Source organism: Aequoribacter sp. (assembly GCF_965659035.1).
GTDB lineage: Bacteria > Pseudomonadota > Gammaproteobacteria > Pseudomonadales > Halieaceae > Aequoribacter.
The window spans coordinates 1-20289 of record NZ_CBFHWH010000035.1 but is presented as its reverse complement, the minus strand read 5'-3'; the positions used below and the strand labels follow the sequence as shown (position 1 = coordinate 20289).

The 20289-nt window shown below is 51.9% G+C and carries 17 protein-coding genes; 8 read left to right on the top strand and 9 right to left on the bottom strand.

Going from position 1 to position 20289, the window contains the following annotated elements; translation table 11 throughout:
* Window positions 1–30: 30 nt before the first annotated feature.
* Both clpS and clpA read left to right on the top strand, forming a co-directional pair.
* A complete protein-coding gene (gene clpS, locus ACTF5Z_RS07085) occupies window positions 31–372 on the top strand; it encodes an ATP-dependent Clp protease adapter ClpS (protein WP_438985036.1) in 342 nt (113 codons plus the stop codon).
* 11 nt (window positions 373–383) lie between these two features.
* The gene (clpA, locus tag ACTF5Z_RS07080; protein WP_438985035.1) at window positions 384–2678 is read left to right on the top strand and encodes an ATP-dependent Clp protease ATP-binding subunit ClpA; all 2295 of its coding nucleotides are present in this window, start codon (window positions 384–386) and stop codon (window positions 2676–2678) included.
* Between the two features lie 12 nt (window positions 2679–2690).
* Here the strand turns inward: clpA and infA are convergent, their stop codons facing one another.
* The 4 genes from infA to trxB form a co-directional block, all read right to left on the bottom strand.
* Window positions 2691–2909 (bottom strand): translation initiation factor IF-1, encoded by a 219-nt coding sequence (infA, locus tag ACTF5Z_RS07075; protein WP_040816397.1) that lies wholly within the window; start codon window positions 2907–2909, stop codon window positions 2691–2693.
* Between the two features lie 78 nt (window positions 2910–2987).
* On the bottom strand, window positions 2988–3701 hold the full coding sequence (locus tag ACTF5Z_RS07070; protein WP_438985034.1) for an arginyltransferase: 714 nt from the start codon (window positions 3699–3701) through the stop codon (window positions 2988–2990).
* Window positions 3698–4384, bottom strand: coding sequence for a leucyl/phenylalanyl-tRNA--protein transferase (aat, locus tag ACTF5Z_RS07065; protein WP_438985037.1), 687 nt, complete (start codon window positions 4382–4384; stop codon window positions 3698–3700). The genes ACTF5Z_RS07070 and aat overlap by 4 nt, the downstream gene beginning before the upstream one ends.
* A 3-nt stretch (window positions 4385–4387) precedes the next feature.
* On the bottom strand, window positions 4388–5329 hold the full coding sequence (gene trxB / locus ACTF5Z_RS07060; RefSeq protein WP_438985033.1) for a thioredoxin-disulfide reductase: 942 nt from the start codon (window positions 5327–5329) through the stop codon (window positions 4388–4390).
* A 123-nt stretch (window positions 5330–5452) separates the two neighbouring features.
* Between trxB and ACTF5Z_RS07055 the strand changes: the two genes are divergently transcribed.
* The 5 genes from ACTF5Z_RS07055 to cysG all read left to right on the top strand — a co-directional run bounded on the left by ACTF5Z_RS07055 (window position 5453) and on the right by cysG (window position 11516).
* Entirely contained in the window at window positions 5453–7756 is a 2304-nt protein-coding gene (locus ACTF5Z_RS07055) for a DNA translocase FtsK (RefSeq protein ID WP_438985032.1), read from the top strand.
* Window positions 7756–8349 (top strand): outer membrane lipoprotein chaperone LolA, encoded by a 594-nt coding sequence (gene lolA / locus ACTF5Z_RS07050; RefSeq protein WP_438985031.1) that lies wholly within the window; start codon window positions 7756–7758, stop codon window positions 8347–8349. Before ACTF5Z_RS07055 ends, lolA begins: the two co-directional genes overlap by 1 nt.
* Before the next feature lie 87 nt (window positions 8350–8436).
* Window positions 8437–8808, top strand: coding sequence for a fluoride efflux transporter CrcB (gene crcB / locus ACTF5Z_RS07045; protein ID WP_438985030.1), 372 nt, complete (start codon window positions 8437–8439; stop codon window positions 8806–8808).
* A gap of 13 nt (window positions 8809–8821) precedes the next feature.
* A complete protein-coding gene (serS, locus tag ACTF5Z_RS07040; RefSeq protein ID WP_438985029.1) occupies window positions 8822–10117 on the top strand; it encodes a serine--tRNA ligase in 1296 nt (431 codons plus the stop codon).
* A 4-nt stretch (window positions 10118–10121) separates the two neighbouring features.
* Window positions 10122–11516 carry a siroheme synthase CysG gene (cysG, locus tag ACTF5Z_RS07035; protein ID WP_438985028.1) on the top strand — a complete coding sequence of 465 codons (1395 nt, stop codon included), beginning with the start codon at window positions 10122–10124 and terminating at the stop codon, window positions 11514–11516.
* Here cysG and ACTF5Z_RS07030 read toward each other — a convergent pair.
* From ACTF5Z_RS07030 to ACTF5Z_RS07015, 4 genes are all read right to left on the bottom strand, one after another.
* Window positions 11509–13602: a carboxy terminal-processing peptidase gene (locus tag ACTF5Z_RS07030; RefSeq protein WP_438985027.1), complete on the bottom strand. Its 2094-nt coding sequence runs from the start codon at window positions 13600–13602 to the stop codon at window positions 11509–11511. The genes cysG and ACTF5Z_RS07030 overlap by 8 nt on opposite strands.
* Before the next feature lie 93 nt (window positions 13603–13695).
* Window positions 13696–15405 (bottom strand): SulP family inorganic anion transporter, encoded by a 1710-nt coding sequence (locus ACTF5Z_RS07025; RefSeq protein WP_438985026.1) that lies wholly within the window; start codon window positions 15403–15405, stop codon window positions 13696–13698.
* Between the two features lie 4 nt (window positions 15406–15409).
* Window positions 15410–17086: a TIGR01244 family sulfur transferase gene (locus ACTF5Z_RS07020; protein WP_438985025.1), complete on the bottom strand. Its 1677-nt coding sequence runs from the start codon at window positions 17084–17086 to the stop codon at window positions 15410–15412.
* Between the two features lie 23 nt (window positions 17087–17109).
* A complete protein-coding gene (locus ACTF5Z_RS07015) occupies window positions 17110–18006 on the bottom strand; it encodes an MBL fold metallo-hydrolase (protein WP_438985024.1) in 897 nt (298 codons plus the stop codon).
* Between the two features lie 195 nt (window positions 18007–18201).
* On the opposite strand from ACTF5Z_RS07015, the gene ACTF5Z_RS07010 reads away from it, so the two are divergent.
* On the top strand, window positions 18202–19521 hold the full coding sequence (locus tag ACTF5Z_RS07010) for a sigma-54 interaction domain-containing protein (RefSeq protein ID WP_438985023.1): 1320 nt from the start codon (window positions 18202–18204) through the stop codon (window positions 19519–19521).
* Window positions 19522–19523: 2 nt separating this feature from the next.
* Here ACTF5Z_RS07010 and ACTF5Z_RS07005 read toward each other — a convergent pair.
* A partial coding sequence (locus ACTF5Z_RS07005) for a SulP family inorganic anion transporter (protein WP_438985022.1) occupies window positions 19524–20289 on the bottom strand: 766 nt, incomplete at its 5' end.

The window sequence follows — 20289 nt, the reverse complement described above, 5'->3', positions numbered from 1 at the left end:
ATGACGACAAATTAGGCGGTAGCATTTTCAATGAGTGAGCAACATCCAGACCAAGATGACGACGGAACCGGACTCGCAGTAGCGCCGGCCAAACCCGCACTGAAGAAGCCACCCCTTTACAAAGTGGTGCTAATGAATGACGACTACACGCCCATGGAATTTGTCGTACTCGTATTAGAGCGCTTTTTTAGAATGAATCGAGAAAAAGCCACTCAGATCATGCTGGCGGTGCACACTCAGGGTAAAGGCGTTTGCGGTATCTACCCTCGCGATGTTGCGGAAACCAAAGCCTACGAAGTCAATGAGTTTTCACGGGAAAACCAGCACCCACTCCTGTGCGAAGTTGAACCAATGAGCGACGATGAGTCCTAGAGGAATACGTGATGTTAAATAAGGCATTAGAGCTAAGCTTAAACGAGGCATTTCGCTCGGCACAGTCCAAACAGCACGAGTATCTCACGGTAGAACATCTGTTGTTAGCCATGTTAGATAATCCCGACGCGGCCTTGGTGTTAAAACACTGTGGTGCAGATAGCGACGCGTTGCGCGCTGACCTTGTTGAGTTTATCGACTCGACGACTCCGCTAATCGAAGATAGCGCGAGCGATCAGTTCGATACACACCCGACCTTAGGCTTTCAACGAGTTATTCAGCGGGCTGTGTTTCACGTACAGAGCTCGGGCAAAGACGAAGTCAGCGGCGCGAACATACTGGTGGCCATTTTCAGCGAGCAAGAGAGCCAAGCGGTTTACTACCTAAAAACCCAGAACATATCTCGTTTAGATGTGGTGAATTATATTACCCATGGCGTATCAAAAATCGAGGACAATGCTGAGCCGGAAATTAATCAGACAAACACGAGCGAGTCCAGCGAGGAAAGCGGCGAGGGTAATCCGCTGACAAGTTTTGCGACCAATCTCAACTTAAAAGCGGGCGAGGGGGACATAGACCCGTTGATAGGTCGAGCCGAAGAAGTAGAGCGACTTGCGCAAGTGTTGGCCCGACGTCGCAAGAACAACCCGCTGCTGGTAGGCGAGTCAGGGGTGGGTAAAACCGCAATCGTTGAGGGACTTGCAAAACTTATCCACGATGGGGATGCGCCCGAAATGTTAGCGCAAAGCACCGTGTATTCTCTGGATATGGGGGCCCTGCTAGCAGGCACGAAGTACCGGGGCGACTTCGAAAAACGCTTCAAGGGCTTGCTAAAAGAACTGTCGAAGCACGAAGGTGCCATTTTATTTATCGATGAAATTCACACCATCATCGGCGCTGGTGCTGCATCCGGTGGTGTGATGGACGCGAGCAATTTACTGAAGCCGCTATTGACATCGGGCAAACTGCGCTGCGTCGGATCGACAACTTACGCTGAATATCGCGGTATTTTCGATAAAGATAAGGCCCTCAGTCGTCGCTTTCAAAAGATCGATGTGACGGAGCCTTCACCAGACGACGCTTACAAAATCTTGAAGGGCCTAAAGTCCAGATTCGAAGAACATCACAAGGTTCGCTACACCGACAAAGCACTGCGAGTCGCCACAGATCTGGCAGCTCGTTATATTACTGATCGTTTCTTGCCAGACAAAGCCATTGATGTCATCGACGAGGCAGGTGCTTACCAGCAGCTACTGCCCAAATCGAAGCGCAAAAAACAAATCGGCGTTGGCGACATCGAGGCGATTGTTGCTAAGATCGCGAGGATTCCGCCGAAGTCAGTCAGTCGCGACGACAAATCAACACTAGAAAAGCTCGAGAGCAATCTAAAGATGGTGGTCTTTGGCCAAGACAAAGCCGTATCAGAGCTCAGTTCAGCGATCAAGCTTGCTCGAGCCGGGCTAAAGTCGGAGCACAAACCCATCGGTAGCTTTTTATTAGCTGGGCCTACTGGTGTTGGCAAAACGGAGGTCACCCGTCAACTAGCAACAATGCTCGGACTCGAACTTATTCGCTTCGATATGAGCGAATACATGGAGCGCCATACGGTTTCACGGCTGATTGGCGCACCTCCAGGCTATGTTGGGTTTGATCAGGGCGGACTGTTAACGGACGCCGTAACCAAGCATCCGCACGCAGTAGTACTGCTAGACGAGATCGAAAAGGCGCACCCAGAAGTATTCAATTTGTTGCTACAGGTTATGGATCATGGATCGCTCACTGACAATAACGGCCGCAAAGCGGACTTCCGTAACGTTATCTTGGTCATGACAACCAACGCGGGTGCCGAGCGAATCAGCCGTCGATCAATTGGCTTTACTCAGCAAGATCATCGCACCGACGGTATGGAAGCGATCAATCGATTATTCACTCCGGAATTCCGCAATCGCCTAGACAGTATTGTAGAATTTGAACCGCTCGGTGAAGATGTGATACTGACGGTTGTCGATAAATTCCTGACTGAGCTTCAGGGTCAGCTAGACGACAAGCGGGTGCAATTACAGGTTGATGAAGATGCTCGCTTATGGCTGGTAGAAAAGGGCTACGACATGCACATGGGTGCCAGACCCATGGCGCGCGTCATACAGGAGTACATTAAGAAGCCTCTTGCTGAGCTCGTGCTTTTTGGCTCATTGTCGGCTGCTGGCGGAACCGTCCATGTGCGAGTGAGCGACACTGGAGACACATTAAGTCTGGATGTTGAGAGTTCGCAGCCGCAAGAACAAGAATTGGAAGCCTTGAGCTGAGCTCAAGGCATTTTATCGCTCGCGGTAGGTGATGCGACCTTTGGTTAGGTCGTAAGGCGTGAGTTCAACTCGCACTTTGTCTCCGGTCAAAATGCGGATGTAATGCTTGCGCATTTTGCCGCTAATGTGCGCCGTCACAACGTGACCATTCTCTAACTTGACGCGAAAAGTAGTATTGGGAAGCGTGTCAATGACTTCGCCGTCCATTTCAATCTGATCTTCTTTAGCCATGCACCGTAAGCTCTTGCTGAAATCGGTGCGCATTTTGCCTTAACTGGCCGCATAACGCCACCAAAAAACGTAATTTAGCTAGGTTTCTATCCTCACCCATTCGCCCTGATTGAGGAGCTCGATGGGTTTGTACTGAATTTTGTAGTCCATCTTACGACAATTCTGTACCCAGTAGCCCAAGTAAACGTAGGGAAGCTTGAGTTGCTTGGCGAGTTCTATTTGCCACAAAATGACGAACTTGCCTAAACTCCGAGCGTCATCAGCGGGATCGAAGAAGGTGTAAATGGCGGAGAAACCGTCATTCAAGTGGTCCACTACGGCCACCGCTTTCAACGCATCGCCGGCACTGAAGCAATAATAACGAGTAAAATCCCAGGCCTGACCTAAAAATGACTTAAATTGCTCCACGCTTGGGGGATACATATCACCGTCGCGATGTCGGGCGCTGATATACCTTTCGTACAAAGGATAGGCTTCCGGGACCTCTGGCGTCGCCAAGCTTTGCACTCGCAAATCAGCATTGCGTTTAAGCACCCGCCGTTGATTCCGACTAGGCATAAAGTCAGCAACCGGTATGCGGGCCGGAACACAGGCTTGGCAGCTCGCACAATTGGGCTTATACATGTGCTGTCCGGACCGACGGAAGCCCATACGTGACAGCGACGTGTATAGGTTTTGATCCACATCTTGCTGTGGATCGACAAAGAGAGTAGTTGCCTCTTTGCCCCACAAATAGCTGCACTCGTGCGGATAGGTTGTGAATACTTTTAGATGGTGTAAGGATGAGCTCACAGGAGTTCCTTGGTCCGCTCTTCTAGGCGCCAACAACGATGGTCTATATCTGCGTGGACATTCTCGCCGAGGATGTGTTCGAAGTCTAGTCGTGGCAATAGACTCGCTCCCATACTCATCAAATGGGGGTTCTCAACCTGACAGTCTATGAGTTTAACGCCGGCCTTCGCGCACAAGACGGAGAGCGCCGCGAGCGCAATTTTCGAGCCGTCAGTCGCGCGACTGAACATCGATTCACCAAAAAAAACGCGACCAAGCCTCAAGCCATATAGCCCTCCGATGAGTTCAGCGTCTAACCACACCTCGATAGAATGAGCATAGCCAAGCCGATGAAGTTCGTTGTAGGCTTGATGCATCTCTGAACTAATCCACGTGTTATCGATCCGCCCGTCCACGGTGGCGCAGTGCAACATCACCTGGGCAAAGGCCCTATTGGTCGTCACCGTGTAGGGCTTGCGTAATCTTTTCTTTAACGATTTAGACACCCGAATTTGGTTCGGGAGCAAGACACAGCGGGGATCTGGCGTCCACCACAGAATCGGCTCGCCATCCGAGTACCACGGGAAGATCCCCAAAGCATAAGCGTGAAGCAGGCGCTCGGGGCTTAAATCGCCCCCGATGGCCAGCAAACCTGGTGGATCACTAAGGGCTTGCCAAGTAGGGGGAAACCCAAAAACGTCCACCAATTATTGATCGTCTAGATAACGTTCTGCGTCTAGCGCCGCCATGCAACCAAAACCAGCCGACGTGATTGCTTGTCGATAGATGTGATCGGCCACATCGCCAGCCGCGAAGACGCCTTCAATACTCGTTGCCGTCGCATTACCGCTGGTACCTGAGTGAATGGTTAAATAGCCACCCTCCATGTCGAGCTGGCCCTTGAAGATGTCTGTGTTCGGTTTGTGCCCAATTGCGATGAATACACCCGCCACATCAATCAAGTGTTCAGCACCGGACTCGATCGCCCTTAATCTCAAGCCGGTGACGCCTTGCTCGTCACCCAACACTTCTTCGAGCTGGTGGTGCCACAGGATTTTAATTCGACCCTCGGCCTCGCGGGCGAACAGTTTGTCTTGCATGATTTTCTCGGCGCGCAGAGTGTCGCGTCGATGTATAAGCGTAACCTCTGAGGCAATGTTGGATAAATAAAGAGCCTCTTCGACTGCGGTATTACCGCCGCCCACGACCGCTACTTTTTGATTGCGGTAGAAAAAACCATCGCAGGTGGCACACGCCGACACTCCTTTACCCATGAAGGCTGTCTCGCTGGGTAAACCCAAATACTGGGCACTCGCTCCGGTTGCAATAATCAGCGCGTCACAGGTGTAAACCTTTGAACCTTCAAGTCGAAAAGGTCGCTGCTGCAGATCGACTCTCTCGATGTGATCAAACACAATTTCTGTATCGAAGCGCTCGGCGTGCTCTAGCATATCAGCCATAAGTTGCGGGCCCTGCAAGCCCTCTGCACCTGCTGGCCAGTTTTCAACTTCGGTTGTTGTGGTGAGCTGTCCACCTTGCTGCATCCCGGTAATAACCAAGGGAGACAAATTGGCGCGAGCTGCGTAAATGGCGGCTGTGTAACCGGCGGGGCCAGAGCCAAGAATGATCACTTTACGATGTTCTGACATGGGGATTCCAAAGCTTGTTTAACAAGCGCGTAAGTCTAGAGTAAACGGCGCGTCGGGGCAAAGCATGGGGTGCGTTTGTTGTTGGTCTTTTAATCCAATGAAGTATCGGGATACTATAGCGCCATGGCATCAAACAACACTGTACGAAATCGACTTGCAGAGGGCGCACTGATTGGCGTCACGGCTAGCTGTGTTTATTTGTTAATTGCTTTATTTTCATACAGCCCCAGCGATCCCGCGTGGTCCACATCGGGACTCAACGACCAAACGCTTAATTCGGCGGGTGTTTTTGGGGCCTACCTTGCCGATATCAGCTTTTCTCTCATCGGCTATTGGGCATTCGGCGTGCCAATCCTACTCGCTATCAAGGCGATTCAAATGGTTTTTGAGCGCATTGGCGACGCAGATCGCTGGCGCGAACTGGTCGCCTTGCGAAGTCTTGGCTTGGCTCTGATTGTGGGCGCTGGCTGCGCCTTGGCATCTTTGAATCAAGAAGGCGCCTCAAATCTACCGCAGGGCGCAGGCGGCATTGTCGGTCTTATGGTGGGCCAGGTATTCAACGACTGGTTTTCTGGCCTCGGCGCTCGCGTTTTATTGGTCGCCTTGTTTCTCTTTGGGATCAGCATATTCACTGGGCTCAGCTGGCTCAAAGTGATGGACGCCTTAGGTGACTGGACCATACGTTACTGCAGCGCAAGTTGGCATTGGTGCTATTACCAAGTAGGAAGGATAAGGGAAAAACGAGCAAAAGCACGAGCGCAGCTGTCTCGCAAGATCGAGATACAGCAGCACGTCGAAACGCAAAAATTGCGCACTCCGCCCAGAATAAAGGCGCCCAGTAAACCCGTCGAGAAAAGCGAGCGGGCGGAGAAAGAAAAGCAAGTTAATCTGTTTCAGGACATCGCTCCCGCCGGAGAAGTACCAGCACTCGAATTGCTGGATCCCGCATCCCATGATCCCAACAAAGGCTTCAGTAAAGAGGCTCTAGAGGGAATGTCTCGCCTGCTGGAACTCAAGCTCAAAGATTTTGGAATTACGGCCGAGGTGGTGGCAGTGTATCCTGGGCCCGTAATTACAAGGTTCGAAATCCAACCCGCTGCGGGTGTCAAGGTCTCGCGTATTTCCAACCTTGCCAAGGACTTGGCGCGCAGCCTTGCCGTTATTAGTGTTCGGGTGGTCGAGGTCATTCCCGGCAAGTCGGTAGTGGGCATCGAGATACCCAATGAAGATCGCGAAATTGTGAATTTTCGCGAGGTGCTGTCGTCTCGGGCCTTTGACACAGCAAAATCGCCTTTAACCTTGGCGCTAGGTCACGACATATCTGGCCTTCCCGTCGTTGCAGATCTTGCCAAAATGCCACATCTCTTGGTGGCTGGCACAACCGGCTCCGGCAAGTCGGTCGGCGTAAACGCGATGCTCTTAAGCTTGCTGTATAAATGCACACCCAACGATGTTCGCCTATTACTCGTCGATCCAAAAATGCTCGAACTGTCGGTGTACGATGGCATCCCGCATTTGCTTACGCCCGTGATTACCGACATGAAAGATGCCGCCAATGGCTTACGCTGGTGTGTCGCTGAGATGGAGCGCCGCTACAAAGTCATGGCCTCGCTTGGGGTTCGAAACTTAAGCGGTTATAACCGCAAAATCGAGGACGCAAAGCGGGCGGGTGAGGTTATCACTGATCCAACATGGCGACCCAGCAAAGACGTCATGTTTGCTGATCAAGAACAAGTGGCACCGGCACTAGAGCATTTACCCTCGATCGTTGTTGTCATCGACGAGTTCGCCGACATGATCATGATTGTGGGCAAAAAAGTCGAAGAGCTAATCGCTCGTATTGCTCAAAAAGCGAGGGCTGCGGGCATTCACCTCATACTGGCAACACAAAGACCCTCGGTCGATGTGATTACCGGCTTAATCAAAGCCAACGTGCCCACCCGTATTGCGTTTCAAGTGTCCTCTCGGATAGACAGCCGAACCATTTTGGATCAGGGTGGCGCCGAGCAGCTGCTAGGACATGGCGACATGCTGTATTTACCGCCAGGATCGGGACTTCCGACCCGTGTCCACGGCGCTTTTTGCTCGGATGACGAAGTACACCGTGTTGTTGCCGATTGGAAAAAACGCGGTAAGCCCGACTACATCGAGGGTTTGCTGGAAGAGGGCGGCAATACCCCCGTCACGGCTCAAGAGCTGCAAAGCAGTGGTGGTGATGATCCCGAAGCGGACCCTCTGTATGACGAAGCCGTACATTTCGTTTTGGAATCGCGCAGAGCGTCAATATCCTCGGTACAACGCAAGCTGCGTATCGGTTACAACCGAGCCGCTCGGCTGATCGAAGCAATGGAGGCCGCGGGTGTTGTTTCAACGATGGGACATAACGGGCAGCGCGATGTGTTGGCACCTCCACCGGTAGATGTCTAATGCACTTACGACTCGTTACAGCCACGATACTGTATTTAGTTGTCACGTCGACCAGCGCGGCTTCAGAATCAGTTTTTGACCGCTGGTTGTCTTGGGACGGTCTAAGTGCTTCGTTCACGCAATTTGAGTACGATGTTAACGGCGCTCTAATCAGAACGAGCGAGGGTGATTTGATCCTGCAACGCCCCAATTATGCGCTGTGGGAAGTCCGAACCCCTGATCCTCAGACCTTTTATGCTACTGCGAAGGGCGTTTGGCACTACGATCCTTGGTTAGAAGTGGCGACGTTTCATTCAAACGAGAGCAGTGGTGATCAAGCAACGCTTGCTCTATTTAGCGGCAATAAAAGCGTTCTCGAACAGCGTTATGCGGTGACAGAAACCGACGATCAGTTGTCCCTTGCCCCACGCGATAGCGACAGCCAAATTCAAGCCATCCGCATGACTTTAACTCGCGAGGGCTATCCCCGAAGCATAGAAATACACACAAGTCTTGGGCATCGCAGCCTCATCGAGATAGTCAACGCTAAAACGGGGCACTTCCCCGAAGATGTTTTTACGTTTAACCCTCCACCCGGCACAGAAATTCAGTAATTTGTGATTGCGGCGAGTCGGATCTTGACCGCAAACAAGGTACAATAGCGCCCTTTAACGGCGTGGGGTGTTGTTTTGGACTGGCGGATGCTTTGTGTGATCATGGCTGGCGGCGGTTTGGGGGCGGGATTCAGAGCCGCGCTGGGCCATTGGATCGCGAGCCATTTTGTTTCTGCCTTTCCGACAGGGACCTTCGTGGTGAATGTCATCGGTTCGTTTTTTATTGGGTTGATCAGCGTTATATTCGCCGACCGCGTAGTCCATGCGGATTGGCTAAGGCTCTTCCTTATGACCGGTTTATTGGGCGGATTCACAACGTTCTCGTCATTCTCACTCGAGACGGTACAGTTAATACACAATGGGCGAGCGGCGCTTGCTGCAAGCTATATCGCGGCCTCTGTCATTCTCTGCGTCGGCGGCGCAATGGCGGGCATTTACGCGGCGAGAACTCTTAGTTAATTGCTGGAATATTATGTTAGATCTGAAGTACATACGTAACAATTTGGATGAGGTGGTTGCGAAACTAGCGGTCAAAGGATTCGCTTTCGATCGTGAAGCCTTCGAGCTACTTGATGCCGCACGCAAGCAAGCGGATATCAGCGCACAGGACTTACAGGCACAGCGGAAGCAAGCCTCTAAGAAAATTGGAAGCTTGGTTGCTTCAGGCAAAAGCGTTGACGAGGCCAAAGCGGAAGTTGCCGCCATCCTCGAGCTTATCGACGAGCAGCTCGGCGCAGCCATGCAGGAAGCGAGAGAAGTCCAAGGAAAATTGGAAGCGATGCTCCTAGCAACGCCAAACATCCCGAGCACGCAGGTTCCTGCTGGCAGTAGCGAAGAGGATAACCAAGAGGTATATCGCTGGGGCGAACCGAGAAACTTCGATTTTGAGCCCAAAGATCACGTTGATTTGGGTGAGGCCTTGCGTCAGCTCAGTCAAGAGCAGGGGGCTAAGATAGCGGGCTCTCGTTTCACGGTATTGCAATCAGGCCTCGCCCGACTGCACCGCGCCCTCACGCAATTCATGCTCGACACTCACACCGAGCAACACGGCTATCAAGAGGTTTATGTACCTTACATCGTCAATGCTACCTCATTGCAAGGCACTGGGCAGCTACCTAAGTTTGAAGAAGACTTGTTCAAGCTCCAGACAGAGCATGCATTTTATCTAACGCCTACGGCCGAGGTCCCCGTGACGAACCTAGTTCGGGACGAGATCCTCAGCGCCGAGCAACTCGAACATGGCTTAAAATTCGCCTGTCATACGCCCTGTTTTCGCAGTGAAGCCGGTGCCTCTGGCCGAGATACAAGGGGCATGATCCGCCAACATCAATTTGAAAAGGTGGAGCTCGTCCAGATTGTCCGACCCAACGACTCAGAAGAGGCTCTTGAAGCGCTGACCGGACACGCGGAAGCGATCTTGCAGGCTTTAGAATTGCCGTATCGCAAAGTAGTGTTGTGCGGCGGTGATCTAGGGTTTTCCGCTCATAAAACCTACGATCTTGAGGTTTGGTTACCTGGCCAAAGCGCTTATCGCGAGATCTCGTCGTGCTCTAACTTTGGTGACTATCAAGCACGTAGACTTCAAGCTCGTTGGCGCAACCCAGAGACGGGAAAGCCCGAACTCGTTCATACATTGAACGGTTCTGGTCTAGCCGTTGGAAGAACCCTGGTAGCTCTGTTAGAGAACTATCAGCAAAAAGATGGTTCGATTGTTATACCGCGAGCGCTCGTGCCTTATATGAGAGGCGTCGAGGTTATACAAGGCTAAAGTAATGGATTATCTGCCTCTTGCCTTCAACCTCAGAGACTCTGAGGTCTTGTTGGTCGGTGCGGGCCCTGTTGCCGCCCGCAAGGCAACCCTATTAAAGCGAGCCTCAGCAACACTGTGCGTTGTGGCACCCGATATTTGTTCTGAATTGCAGACTTTATTAACACCAGAAGATCGGTATTTTCAGCGCAAAGTTAAAGCCAGCGACCTCGAAGGTAAGAGGCTAATCGTTGCCGCGACTTCAGATCACGAAGTACACATTTGGTTAGCAGCCGAAGCGAACGAGCGCAACATTCCCATTAATGTAGTCGACGAGCCCGAGCTGTGCTCGTTTATCTTTCCCGCCATTGTCGATCGCAACCCCATCATTATTGGCATTTCGAGCAGCGGCAAGAGCCCTGTACTCGCGCGCTTGTTACGCAAACGGCTGGAAGCTTGGCTGCCAACCAACTATGGATTACTCGCGCGCTTTGTAGGCTCCCTGCGTGACCGTGTTAAAGCCGCTTTAGCTACCGAGAGCGAACGACGTCTCTACTACGAGACGCTAGTGGAGAGCGAAGCCGCTGAGGCTGTACTTAACGGCAATACTGAAACTGCCGAGCGATTCGCCAGCGATCTTCTAGTAAGCAGTGATTATCAGCGCGGCGATGTGGCCTTAATTGGAGCAGGTCCCGGGGACCCTGATCTATTGACTTTCAAGGCCTTGCGGCTACTGCAGCGCGCCGACGTGGTCCTTTACGATCGTTTAGTATCGCAGGAAGTGTTGGATTTGGCGCGGCGGGACGCCCAACGCATTTACGTCGGCAAGCAAAGAGATAAGCACGCTGTGGCTCAGTCTGACATCAATCACACTCTGCTTGAGCTTGCCCAGCAAGGCTTAAAAGTCGTCAGACTTAAGGGTGGTGACCCTTTCATTTTTGGCAGAGGTGGAGAAGAACTCGAGTTACTCGCCGAGCACGACGTGCCATTTCAGGTCGTTCCGGGTATAACCTCGGCAGCGGGCGCTGCCAGTTATGCAGGTATTCCTTTAACGCATCGGGATTACGCCCAATCAGTGCGTTTTGTTCCGGGGTATTTAAAGCAGGACACACCGGTTTTGACGCTAGAGGATTGCGGCTCTGCTGATGAGACCTTAGTCGTTTATATGGGCTTAAAGGCGCTCGATAGCGTCGTCACGCGCTTGCTCGATGCGGGCAGAGAGCCGACAACACCGATTGCTCTTATCCAGAATGCGACCCTACCGACCCAGCTTATACTGATCGGCACTCTTGAAGATATTGTGGCCAAAGCCGAACAGCAGAGCTGGGATGGCCCCACATTGATACTGGTGGGGCAGGTCATAAAGCTTCACCAGAAACTCAGCTGGTATAATCGCCCGACCCTGGAGGTAATTACTTGATGGCTGGTCGGGCCAGCAGGGGCTCTTGACTAAAAGCCAGCGCGTCAGTGATCACTTGCGCAGATTCCAGTAGCAGGGCATCGTGCTCCGTGTCGATCGCATTGCGCTGTTCTTGTGCGTCCACCTCATCAGGACTCTCTTCATCATCCTGCTCGAGCGTAAGAAGTGGCTCTTCCCCCTCCAGTGCACGCCGCTTGTTCTCGATCGCAAGCCAACGGGCGTTGCGCTCGTCGCGCGCCTTCTGCCGTTCCTCGAAGTTTAAAGAAAGCCGCGTTTGCTCCCGGTCTCGATTTGCAAGCTCAATTTGCTCACGCAACAAAACCAGATGAGGCTCCGATAGTTGACGTTGTTGTGACGACGCAATCAAGCGCGGCAGCAGTGCCTCATAGTCTCCGTAAGTTTGTCGTGGTACCGCTCGAATTTGATCCCAAGGCAGGGGAAAGTCCATGGTGCTCTCACCAATATCGTCAGGGTCGTAAAGAGACGGGAGCACAACATCAGGGGTTACGCCGCGATGCTGTGTAGAGTCACCTGATATGCGGTAAAACTTCGACTCGGTGACTTTAAGCTGCCCTTCGGTCAGTGCTGCAAAGGTCTGCACTGTACCTTTACCAAACGATTCATTGCCGATAATCAAGCCGCGTCCGTAATCTTGAATGGCACCCGCAAAGATTTCTGATGCTGAGGCACTCAGACGGTTAATAATGACCCCCATGGGCCCCGAGTAATAATTGCCGCGCTCTCGTTTGCCATCACGCCAAATGTTGCCAGACGAATGTTTAATCTGCACCGTCGGACCATAATCAATAAATAGCCCGGTGAGATCATTGGCCTCACGCAGTGAGCCGCCACCGTTATTGCGCAAGTCAATCAGCACAGCATCGACGTGTTTGGCTTCGAGCTCATCGAGCAGGCGCCGGACATCGCGTGAGGTACTCCGGTAGTTTGGATCACCTCGACTTGCGGCTTCAAAATCCATGTAAAAGGTTGGAATATCTATGACTCCAATCCTATACGTTCTGCTATCTCGCTGAATTTCTATGACATCTGCCTGTGCAGCTTGCTCCTCGAGCTTAACCTCATTGCGGACAATTTCGATGATTTGAGTTTCACCGGAACCAAAAGACTTAGCGGGAATAATTTCCAGTCGAACCGTTGTGCCTTTTGGGCCTCGAATCAAATCAACAACCTCAGAAAGACGCCAGCCGATCACATCGACCAGTTCACCCTCTGGGCCCTGGGCAACGCCAACAATGCGATCCGCGGCCTTTAACTGCCCGTGTTTATCTGCCGGGCCTTTAGGCACAATCCGGCTGACTTTGACGTAATCCTCGTCAAGCTGAAGCAGGGCACCGATACCCTCTAGCGACAGGGACATCTCGATATCAAAGTTTTCTGATTGTCTGGGAGAATAGTAAGACGTATGCGGCCCGTAAAGGCTCGCTAGAGCATTCGCATAGACGCTAAACACATCTCGCTCGGTCGTGCGCTGCGCTTCTTTGAGCTGATAGCCATAACGCTTACGCAGTGTCTTAACGATCTCTTCGTCGGTTTTCTTGGCAAGTTTTAGATTCAGCACATCATTTTTGAATTGTAGTCGCCAACGCACCTGCAAGGCTTCTTCGGTATCTGCCCAGGCGAGATTTTCAGCGTCCAACTCAAGATAATCATCTGAGTTAAAATCTAGCTGGGCAATCTGACCGGCCATGTCATTCAGAAACCGCGATAATCGCGCGACTCGGCGCTCATAGTAAATCGAATACACCTCGATCGCCGCCTGCAGGGTACGCTCTTTGGCTTGATCATCAAGCAAAAGACCGTGGCGAGAAAATGCTTTAACATCTTGAATCGTAAAATAAAGTTTGCGAGGATCTAAGGTATCGATGTAGCGCTCCAGATGCATCATCGATAGGTTATTGTCGTAGGCCTTTGAGGCGTAATGCCTGCGCTCCAAATTTTTGATCATCTCTTGCAGAGTTTTAGTCTGCTCATCTGTGAACTTTAAAGGCCCCTCGCTAGACTCAAGCGCAAGACCAAGTGCGGTGGTTGACAGTAAAAGGGTGATTAAAATTAGGCGCAAAAACATAGTCAGTAGCTACAAACGAAAGAAACACCATTATGGCGGCTTATTTCAGCGCTAGCCAGCCCCAAACAGCGTTAATCCCCCCAGTCGAGGAGCTTAAGCCCCAGCGCCAGCCTGTAATTGGGTGAAAGCTTCGTGTTGCGACAAATAGACGTGACCGTTCAAAGCGTGCAGCAGGTGGGAACGCTCCAAAGCGTCCATCACGGGTCCTTTAACCTCAGACAAGTGTAGACCAATACCAAGCTCTGTCAGCCTCTCGTTAATCATCTCCAGCGCTTCGAGAGCGCTCAGATCGATCACGTTGACCGCCGAGCACATCAAAACGACATGCTTTAACTCTGGATTCTTGGCGACTTGCGCGTAGACCACATCTTCGAGGTACGCGGCGTTGGGGAAATACAAACTTTCGTCAATTCGGATCGAGCAAATCGTCGGCGCAGTGATGACTTTGTGGCGGCTAACATTCCGAAAATGCTGGGTTCCTGGGACTTCTCCGACGATGGCAACATGAGGCTTTGACGTGTGATACAGGTGCAAGAAAATTGAGAGCGCAACGCCGGTTACAACACCTGCTTCAACGCCCGCCAAAAGGGTAATGACGATGGTTCCTGCTAGGGCCAACCCATCGCTCTTAGAATAATTCCAAGCACGCTTTAACAAACCCAAATCGACCAGACTCATCACGGCGACAATAATTGTGGCGGCCAGTGTCGCTTTCGGTAGGTAAAAAAGTATCGGGGTCAAAAACATCGCCGCCAGCGCAATACCGATCGCCGTCATAATACTTGCTGCCGGAGTTTGAGCGCCGGCATCAAAATTAACAACGGATCGCGAGAATCCCCCGGTCACGGGAAATCCAGAGGACAAAGCAGAGGCTAAATTAGCCGAGCCCAAGCCAATGAGCTCTTGATCAGAGTGCACCCGTTGACGTCGTTTTGCACCGAGAGTGCGGCCAACTGAGATCGACTCCACGTAGCCGATGATGGAGATTAGCAAAGCGGAGGGCCATAGCTGTTCGATTAAACGCCACTCGAATGCTGGCAAGCCAAGGCTGGGCAAACCGCTGGGCACGGCCCCGACAATAGCCACGCCTCGGTCTGCCAAGTCAAAACCGTAGGCTAGGGCAATGGTCGCTGCAATCGAGATAACAGGCGCGGTTTTGGTTAATGTCGAGGCCAAATCTTTTGAACATCCCATCCGAACAAGCGAGACGCTCAGATACCTTCGACACCACGCCAGGAAGAGCAAGGCAAACAAGCCAACGCCCAAAGTATAGCTATTCGTCTCAGCAACATGAGCCAAAAGGGACTTACCGAGCTCAATCAGTGTTTCACCGTGAGCCGAAATACCTAATACGTGCTTCAACTGACTCAGCGCAATAATGATCCCAGAGGCAGAGATGAAGCCTGAGACGACCGGATGCGATAAAAAGTTGGCCAAAAAACCAAATCGCAGCAAGCCCATGCCAATCAACATCGCGGCAGAGAGCAACGCCAATAAGATCGCCGCCTGATGATAATCGGCACCGGTTACCGCAACCGCGTCACTGACCGCGCTAGCAGTCATCAAACTGACGACGGCAACGGGTCCCACCGACAAAGTGCGACTTGTACCAAACAAGGCGTAAGCGACCAGTGGGAGCACTGAAGCATACAACCCAACCTCTGGAGGCAGCCCGGCCAACATCGCGTAGGCCAGCGATTGCGGGATGAGCATAATCGTGACGATGATCGCCGCGATAAAATCAGCGGTAAACAACGAACGATTGTAGCCTCTGAGCCACTGTGCCGCGGGGAACCATTGCATGAAATCAGCCTTTTTCGTGGACGGGAGTTACCATCCACTCACGGCCCCTTAGCATGGCTTTCCAATAAATCGGCGGTAGGATAATTTCTTTCAACCACCAAGCAAGGCGCGTGGGTTTGCGACCGTTCAAGACCCAAGATGGGAAACTAGGTAATAGCTTGCCGCCATAGCCGAACTCGGCAAGCACAATTTTTCCGCGCTCAACGGTAAGGGGGCAGCTACCATAACCGTTGTAATGGGCAACCCAGCTTTCTCTTCCCAGCTCGTGCAGAAGGTTGTTCGCAACAATCGGCGCTTGAACACGCGCTGCCGCAGCTGTCTTCGCGTTGGGAGCGTTCTGAACATCGCCTAAAGACCAGACGTTATTGAAACGTTTGTGTTGCAGGGTCGTTTGATCAACGTCTACCCAGCCGTTGGCATCGGCAAGCTCCGATTGCGCCACAAAGTCGGGAGCGCACTGCGGGGGGCAGACGTGAATCATATCGAAGGTTTTTTCAACCACCTGAGTATTCCCTTCGGCGTCTTTCACTTCAAACCAAGCCGTTTTACTGGGGCCATCAATTTTGACAAGGTTGTGGTTAAAGGACAGTGTCGCATCGTATTTTTTGACGTATTCCATCAAAGCGGGCACGTATTCTTGGACACCAAAGAGCACCGCACCGGCATTACAGAACTCGACATCGATGTTGCCAAGCACCTGACTTTTTAACCAGTGATCGCTCGATAGATACATCGCCTTTTGAGGCGCGCCGGCGCACTTAATCGGCATGGGGGGCTGAGTGAAGATCGCCTTCCCAGATTTAAGACCCTGAACCAACTTCCAGGTGTAAGGTGCTAAATCATAACGATAATTTGAGGTTACACCATTGTGCCCAAGGGTCTCAGTCAGACCCTCCACGGCACCCCAGTTCAGCTTGAGACCGGGCGCCACAACCAGCTGGCGGTACTGCAACACACTGGCGTCTTCCAAGGTCACTTGGTTACTGGTCGGCGCAAATGTAGCCACGGCCTCCTTAATCCAAACCACACCTGAGGGTATGAGTGAGCTCATCGATTTAACGGTTTGCTCTTGCGTAAACACACCACCACCGACCATTGTCCAGCCAGGTTGGTAGTAGTGCACTTCCGCCGGATCCACGATGGCAATACTTAAATCCTGTGTGCGCTTGAGTAAGGAAGACGCAACCGAGATACCGCCGGCACCTCCACCAACAATTACTACATCATACTCTTTAGGAGTAGGGGCCCTAGGCGCATCCGGATTTGCCGCTGCAAATTTCTCAGCCATACCACTTAGGTCATAGCCCACGCTCTCTGCGCGCTCAATGAGAGTCGCCGCTGACACGCCTGTTTTCGCCTCACTTAAGGACCACAATGTGATCGACCGCGTGCCCGTGCGGCAATAGGCATGCACCTTACCATCAGTTTCATCAACCGCCTGCCTAAATGCGTCGACTTGTGCGCCTGAGATCTGGCCGGGCGTTATCGCTTGATGAATAGCCATAATGCCATGCTCAGCGGCAGCGGCTTGGATTTCGGTGAAGGTTAACTGATCACTGTCCTCACCATCCGGACGGTTACAAATAATGGTTTTCACGCCACTCGAAGCCAAATCCGCTATGTCGCTGAGTAGCAATTGGTCAGAGAGAGACAGCTTGTCGTTGATGGTTGCAGTTTTCATAGTACGTCCCCTTAGAATTATGATTATACAAAGGCGTTAACAGGTAGTTTCAAAAATACTCTACCGTCGCTATCGGCCGGCGGCATGTGACCCGCTCTCATGTTCACCTGAAGCGAGGGCAAAATCAAACGCGGCATACCTAAGGTTGCATCGCGCGCCTCACGCATGGCGACAAATTCGTCCTCACTGACCTTGTCGTTCACGTGAATATTGCTTTTTTTCTCAGCCGCCACCGTAGTTTGATACTCAAGAGCCCGACCATTTGGGCAGTAATCATGGCACATAAACAAGCGAAAATTCTCTGGCAGCGAGAGCAGACGTTTTATGGACCGATACAGAGTTCTTGCGTCGCCGCCGGGAAAATCAACCCGAGCCGTACCGCCATCGGGCATAAATAAGGTGTCACCTACAAACACGGCATCACCAATGATGTAGGTCATGCACGCAGGCGTATGCCCGGGCGTGTGCAGTACCTTAATTTGCAGGTCGCCCATGGTGAGTTCATCACCGTCTTCGACTAATACATCGAATTGCGAACCATCGCGTTTAAACTCGGTCCCTTCGTTGAATACTTTTCCAAACGTATCCTGCACGACTTGGATGTTCTTACCGATGACCAGTTTGCCTCCCAAGCGCTCCTGCAATACTGGCGCCGCTGACAGGTGATCGGCGTGCACATGCGTCTCGACAATCCATTCAAGCTCAAGCTGATGCTTTTCGATGTAATCAATAATACGCTGCGCGCCAACTGTACTTACCGTGCCCGACGGGTAATCCAGATCCAGTACGGAATCGATCACCGCGCATCGCGAATCGCCCCTCTGATACACAACATAAGAAAACGTATTCGTGTCGTCGTCATAAAAAGGTACGACTTCAGGGTAATGAGTCGTTTGAAGCTCAAATGGCAATGGGTTCATAACGCACCTCTATAGGTTTGAATGGAGTTTCCTTCCAAGGAATGCGAAAACCGTGCCACTTCCTGATATCAATCCAGTGAATAAAAAACTTCAGAAAAACAGTACCTTACAAATTCGATCAGCAGGCTAGCCAAAAATGACGCAAAGCAATCCGGCAGTCTTGTCAAAAATGACAAAAAGAGTGACAATAACGGCATGAAATCTACTCTCACCAACCCGAAAGATCTACTCGATGTCATCGAGCTTCCGGCTATTGTTGTTTCCAAGGATTACGAGATAGAAGCGACCAACACGGCTTACGAATCCGCCTTCGGTCAGCTCGATCTGACGAGTTCCCCGAAGTGCTATGCGATATCGCACGGCTATGACAAACCCTGCGATCAGTCGGGAGAAGATTGCCCCATGCGTCAAGCTAGGGCATCAGGTCAAAAAACACGCGTACTGCATGTGCATCACACACCCAGAGGACGCGAATACGTCGATGTTGAAATGACACCGATTCGTGATGACAGCGGGAACGTTACTCACTTCGTCGAAGTGCTACGGTCGGTCGAGAACAAAGTGACCACGCACGAGCCGGTAAAAGTCGCAGGCAGTCACCCAGCTTTCCGTCAGGTACTCAGCCAAGTAAGCAGAGTGGCAGACAGCGATATCGCCGTTGTATTGCTCGGCGAGTCAGGCACGGGCAAAGAGGTCATCGCTCAAGCCATTCATCAGCAAAGCGGTCGCAGTAAGCGTCCTATGGTCACGCTAGAATGCTCAGGCTTAACTGAGACGCTCTTTGAGAGCGAGCTGTTCGGTCACACTAAGGGCGCCTTCACAGGCGCTAATTTTGAACGCCAAGGACTGGCCTCTGCAGCCGACGGAGGAACACTCTTTTTAGATGAAGTAGGGGACATTCCACTCAACTTACAGGTTAAGTTACTCCGACTCATCGAAACAGGCAGCTACCGCCCGATCGGATCAAGCGAATCAAAACACACCGATTTTCGGTTGATTTGCGCCACTCATCACGATCTTTGGCGGCGCGTGCAAGAGGGGGCTTTTCGCTTAGACTTGTATTATCGAATCAACGTGTTCCCGATTCATATGCCCAGGCTTACCGACAGGCGCCCGGATATCCCAGTCATTGCTGACACGATACTAGAAAGCCTTGGACCAGGGAATCGATACCACCTAACGCAAGCCGCGCAGAGCCTATTAGAGGAGGCGGATTGGCCTGGCAACATACGCGAACTCAGAAATTTCTTGTTGCGGGCCTCTGTTCTTAACGATGGCAACGTACTAGCTCACGATCTCATTAACCGTCTTCTCAAAGAGCGAGCCATCGCCATGGGTGGGGCCGAAAAGCTTAGCGATCCGAACAGCAAGTTAACGCATTACTCTTTGGCGGAGCTCGAACGCCGATATTTCGCAGAGCTATTAGAAGCGCACCAGGGCGACAAGAAGGCCGCCGCGAAACAAGCAGGCATCAGCCTTCGGACCCTGTACCGTAAGCTTGAAAGCTTGAGCTGACCTTATGCTCGACGCAGTGTTTCAAAAGCTTCTAGCTGGGTAGGGAATATCTTGCCGGTCATGCGTGCACGAAACGTACTATCGCGCAATTCATCCATTACATGCGGCTTTACTTCACTCAAATTCAAGGTAATATTCAGCTCAGCTAGGCGATAATTTAACATCTCCAGCGTCTCTAGCGCGCTCATGTCGATTGCGTTAACCGATGAGCACAGAAGTACCAGATGACGCAGCCGAGGCCGAGCCGATATGGCGGCATAAACGACATCTTCAAGAAACGACGCATTGGGAAAATACAAGCTTTCGTCAATACGCAAGGTGCACACCAAGGGGTCTGTCACCACGTCGTGCCGGTCGGCATCACCAAAACGATCCGTACCTGGGAGCTTGCCCACGATCGCAACGTGTGGGTGCGAGGTGCGGTAGTTGTGCACCAATACCGATAAGGCAACGCCCACCAATAAACCACTTGAAACCCCAAAGCTCAGGGTCACAATAATCGTACCCAAGAGCGAGCCAAAGTCCGCTGCCGAGGATTGCCAAGACCGAGCAATCATTCCAAGATCCACAGGGCCCAGCACCGCGACGACAACAATTCCAGCAACAGCAGCAACCGGCACGTGAGACAAGATCCCAGTGAATAATACAGTAAATAACCCGACGCCCCAGGCCGCAAAGATTAGAGCCAGAGGCGTACGAGCGCCGGCGTCATAGTTGGCGAGCGATCGTGCCAAGCTGCCAGCAACGGGGAGACCGGACGAAAACGCG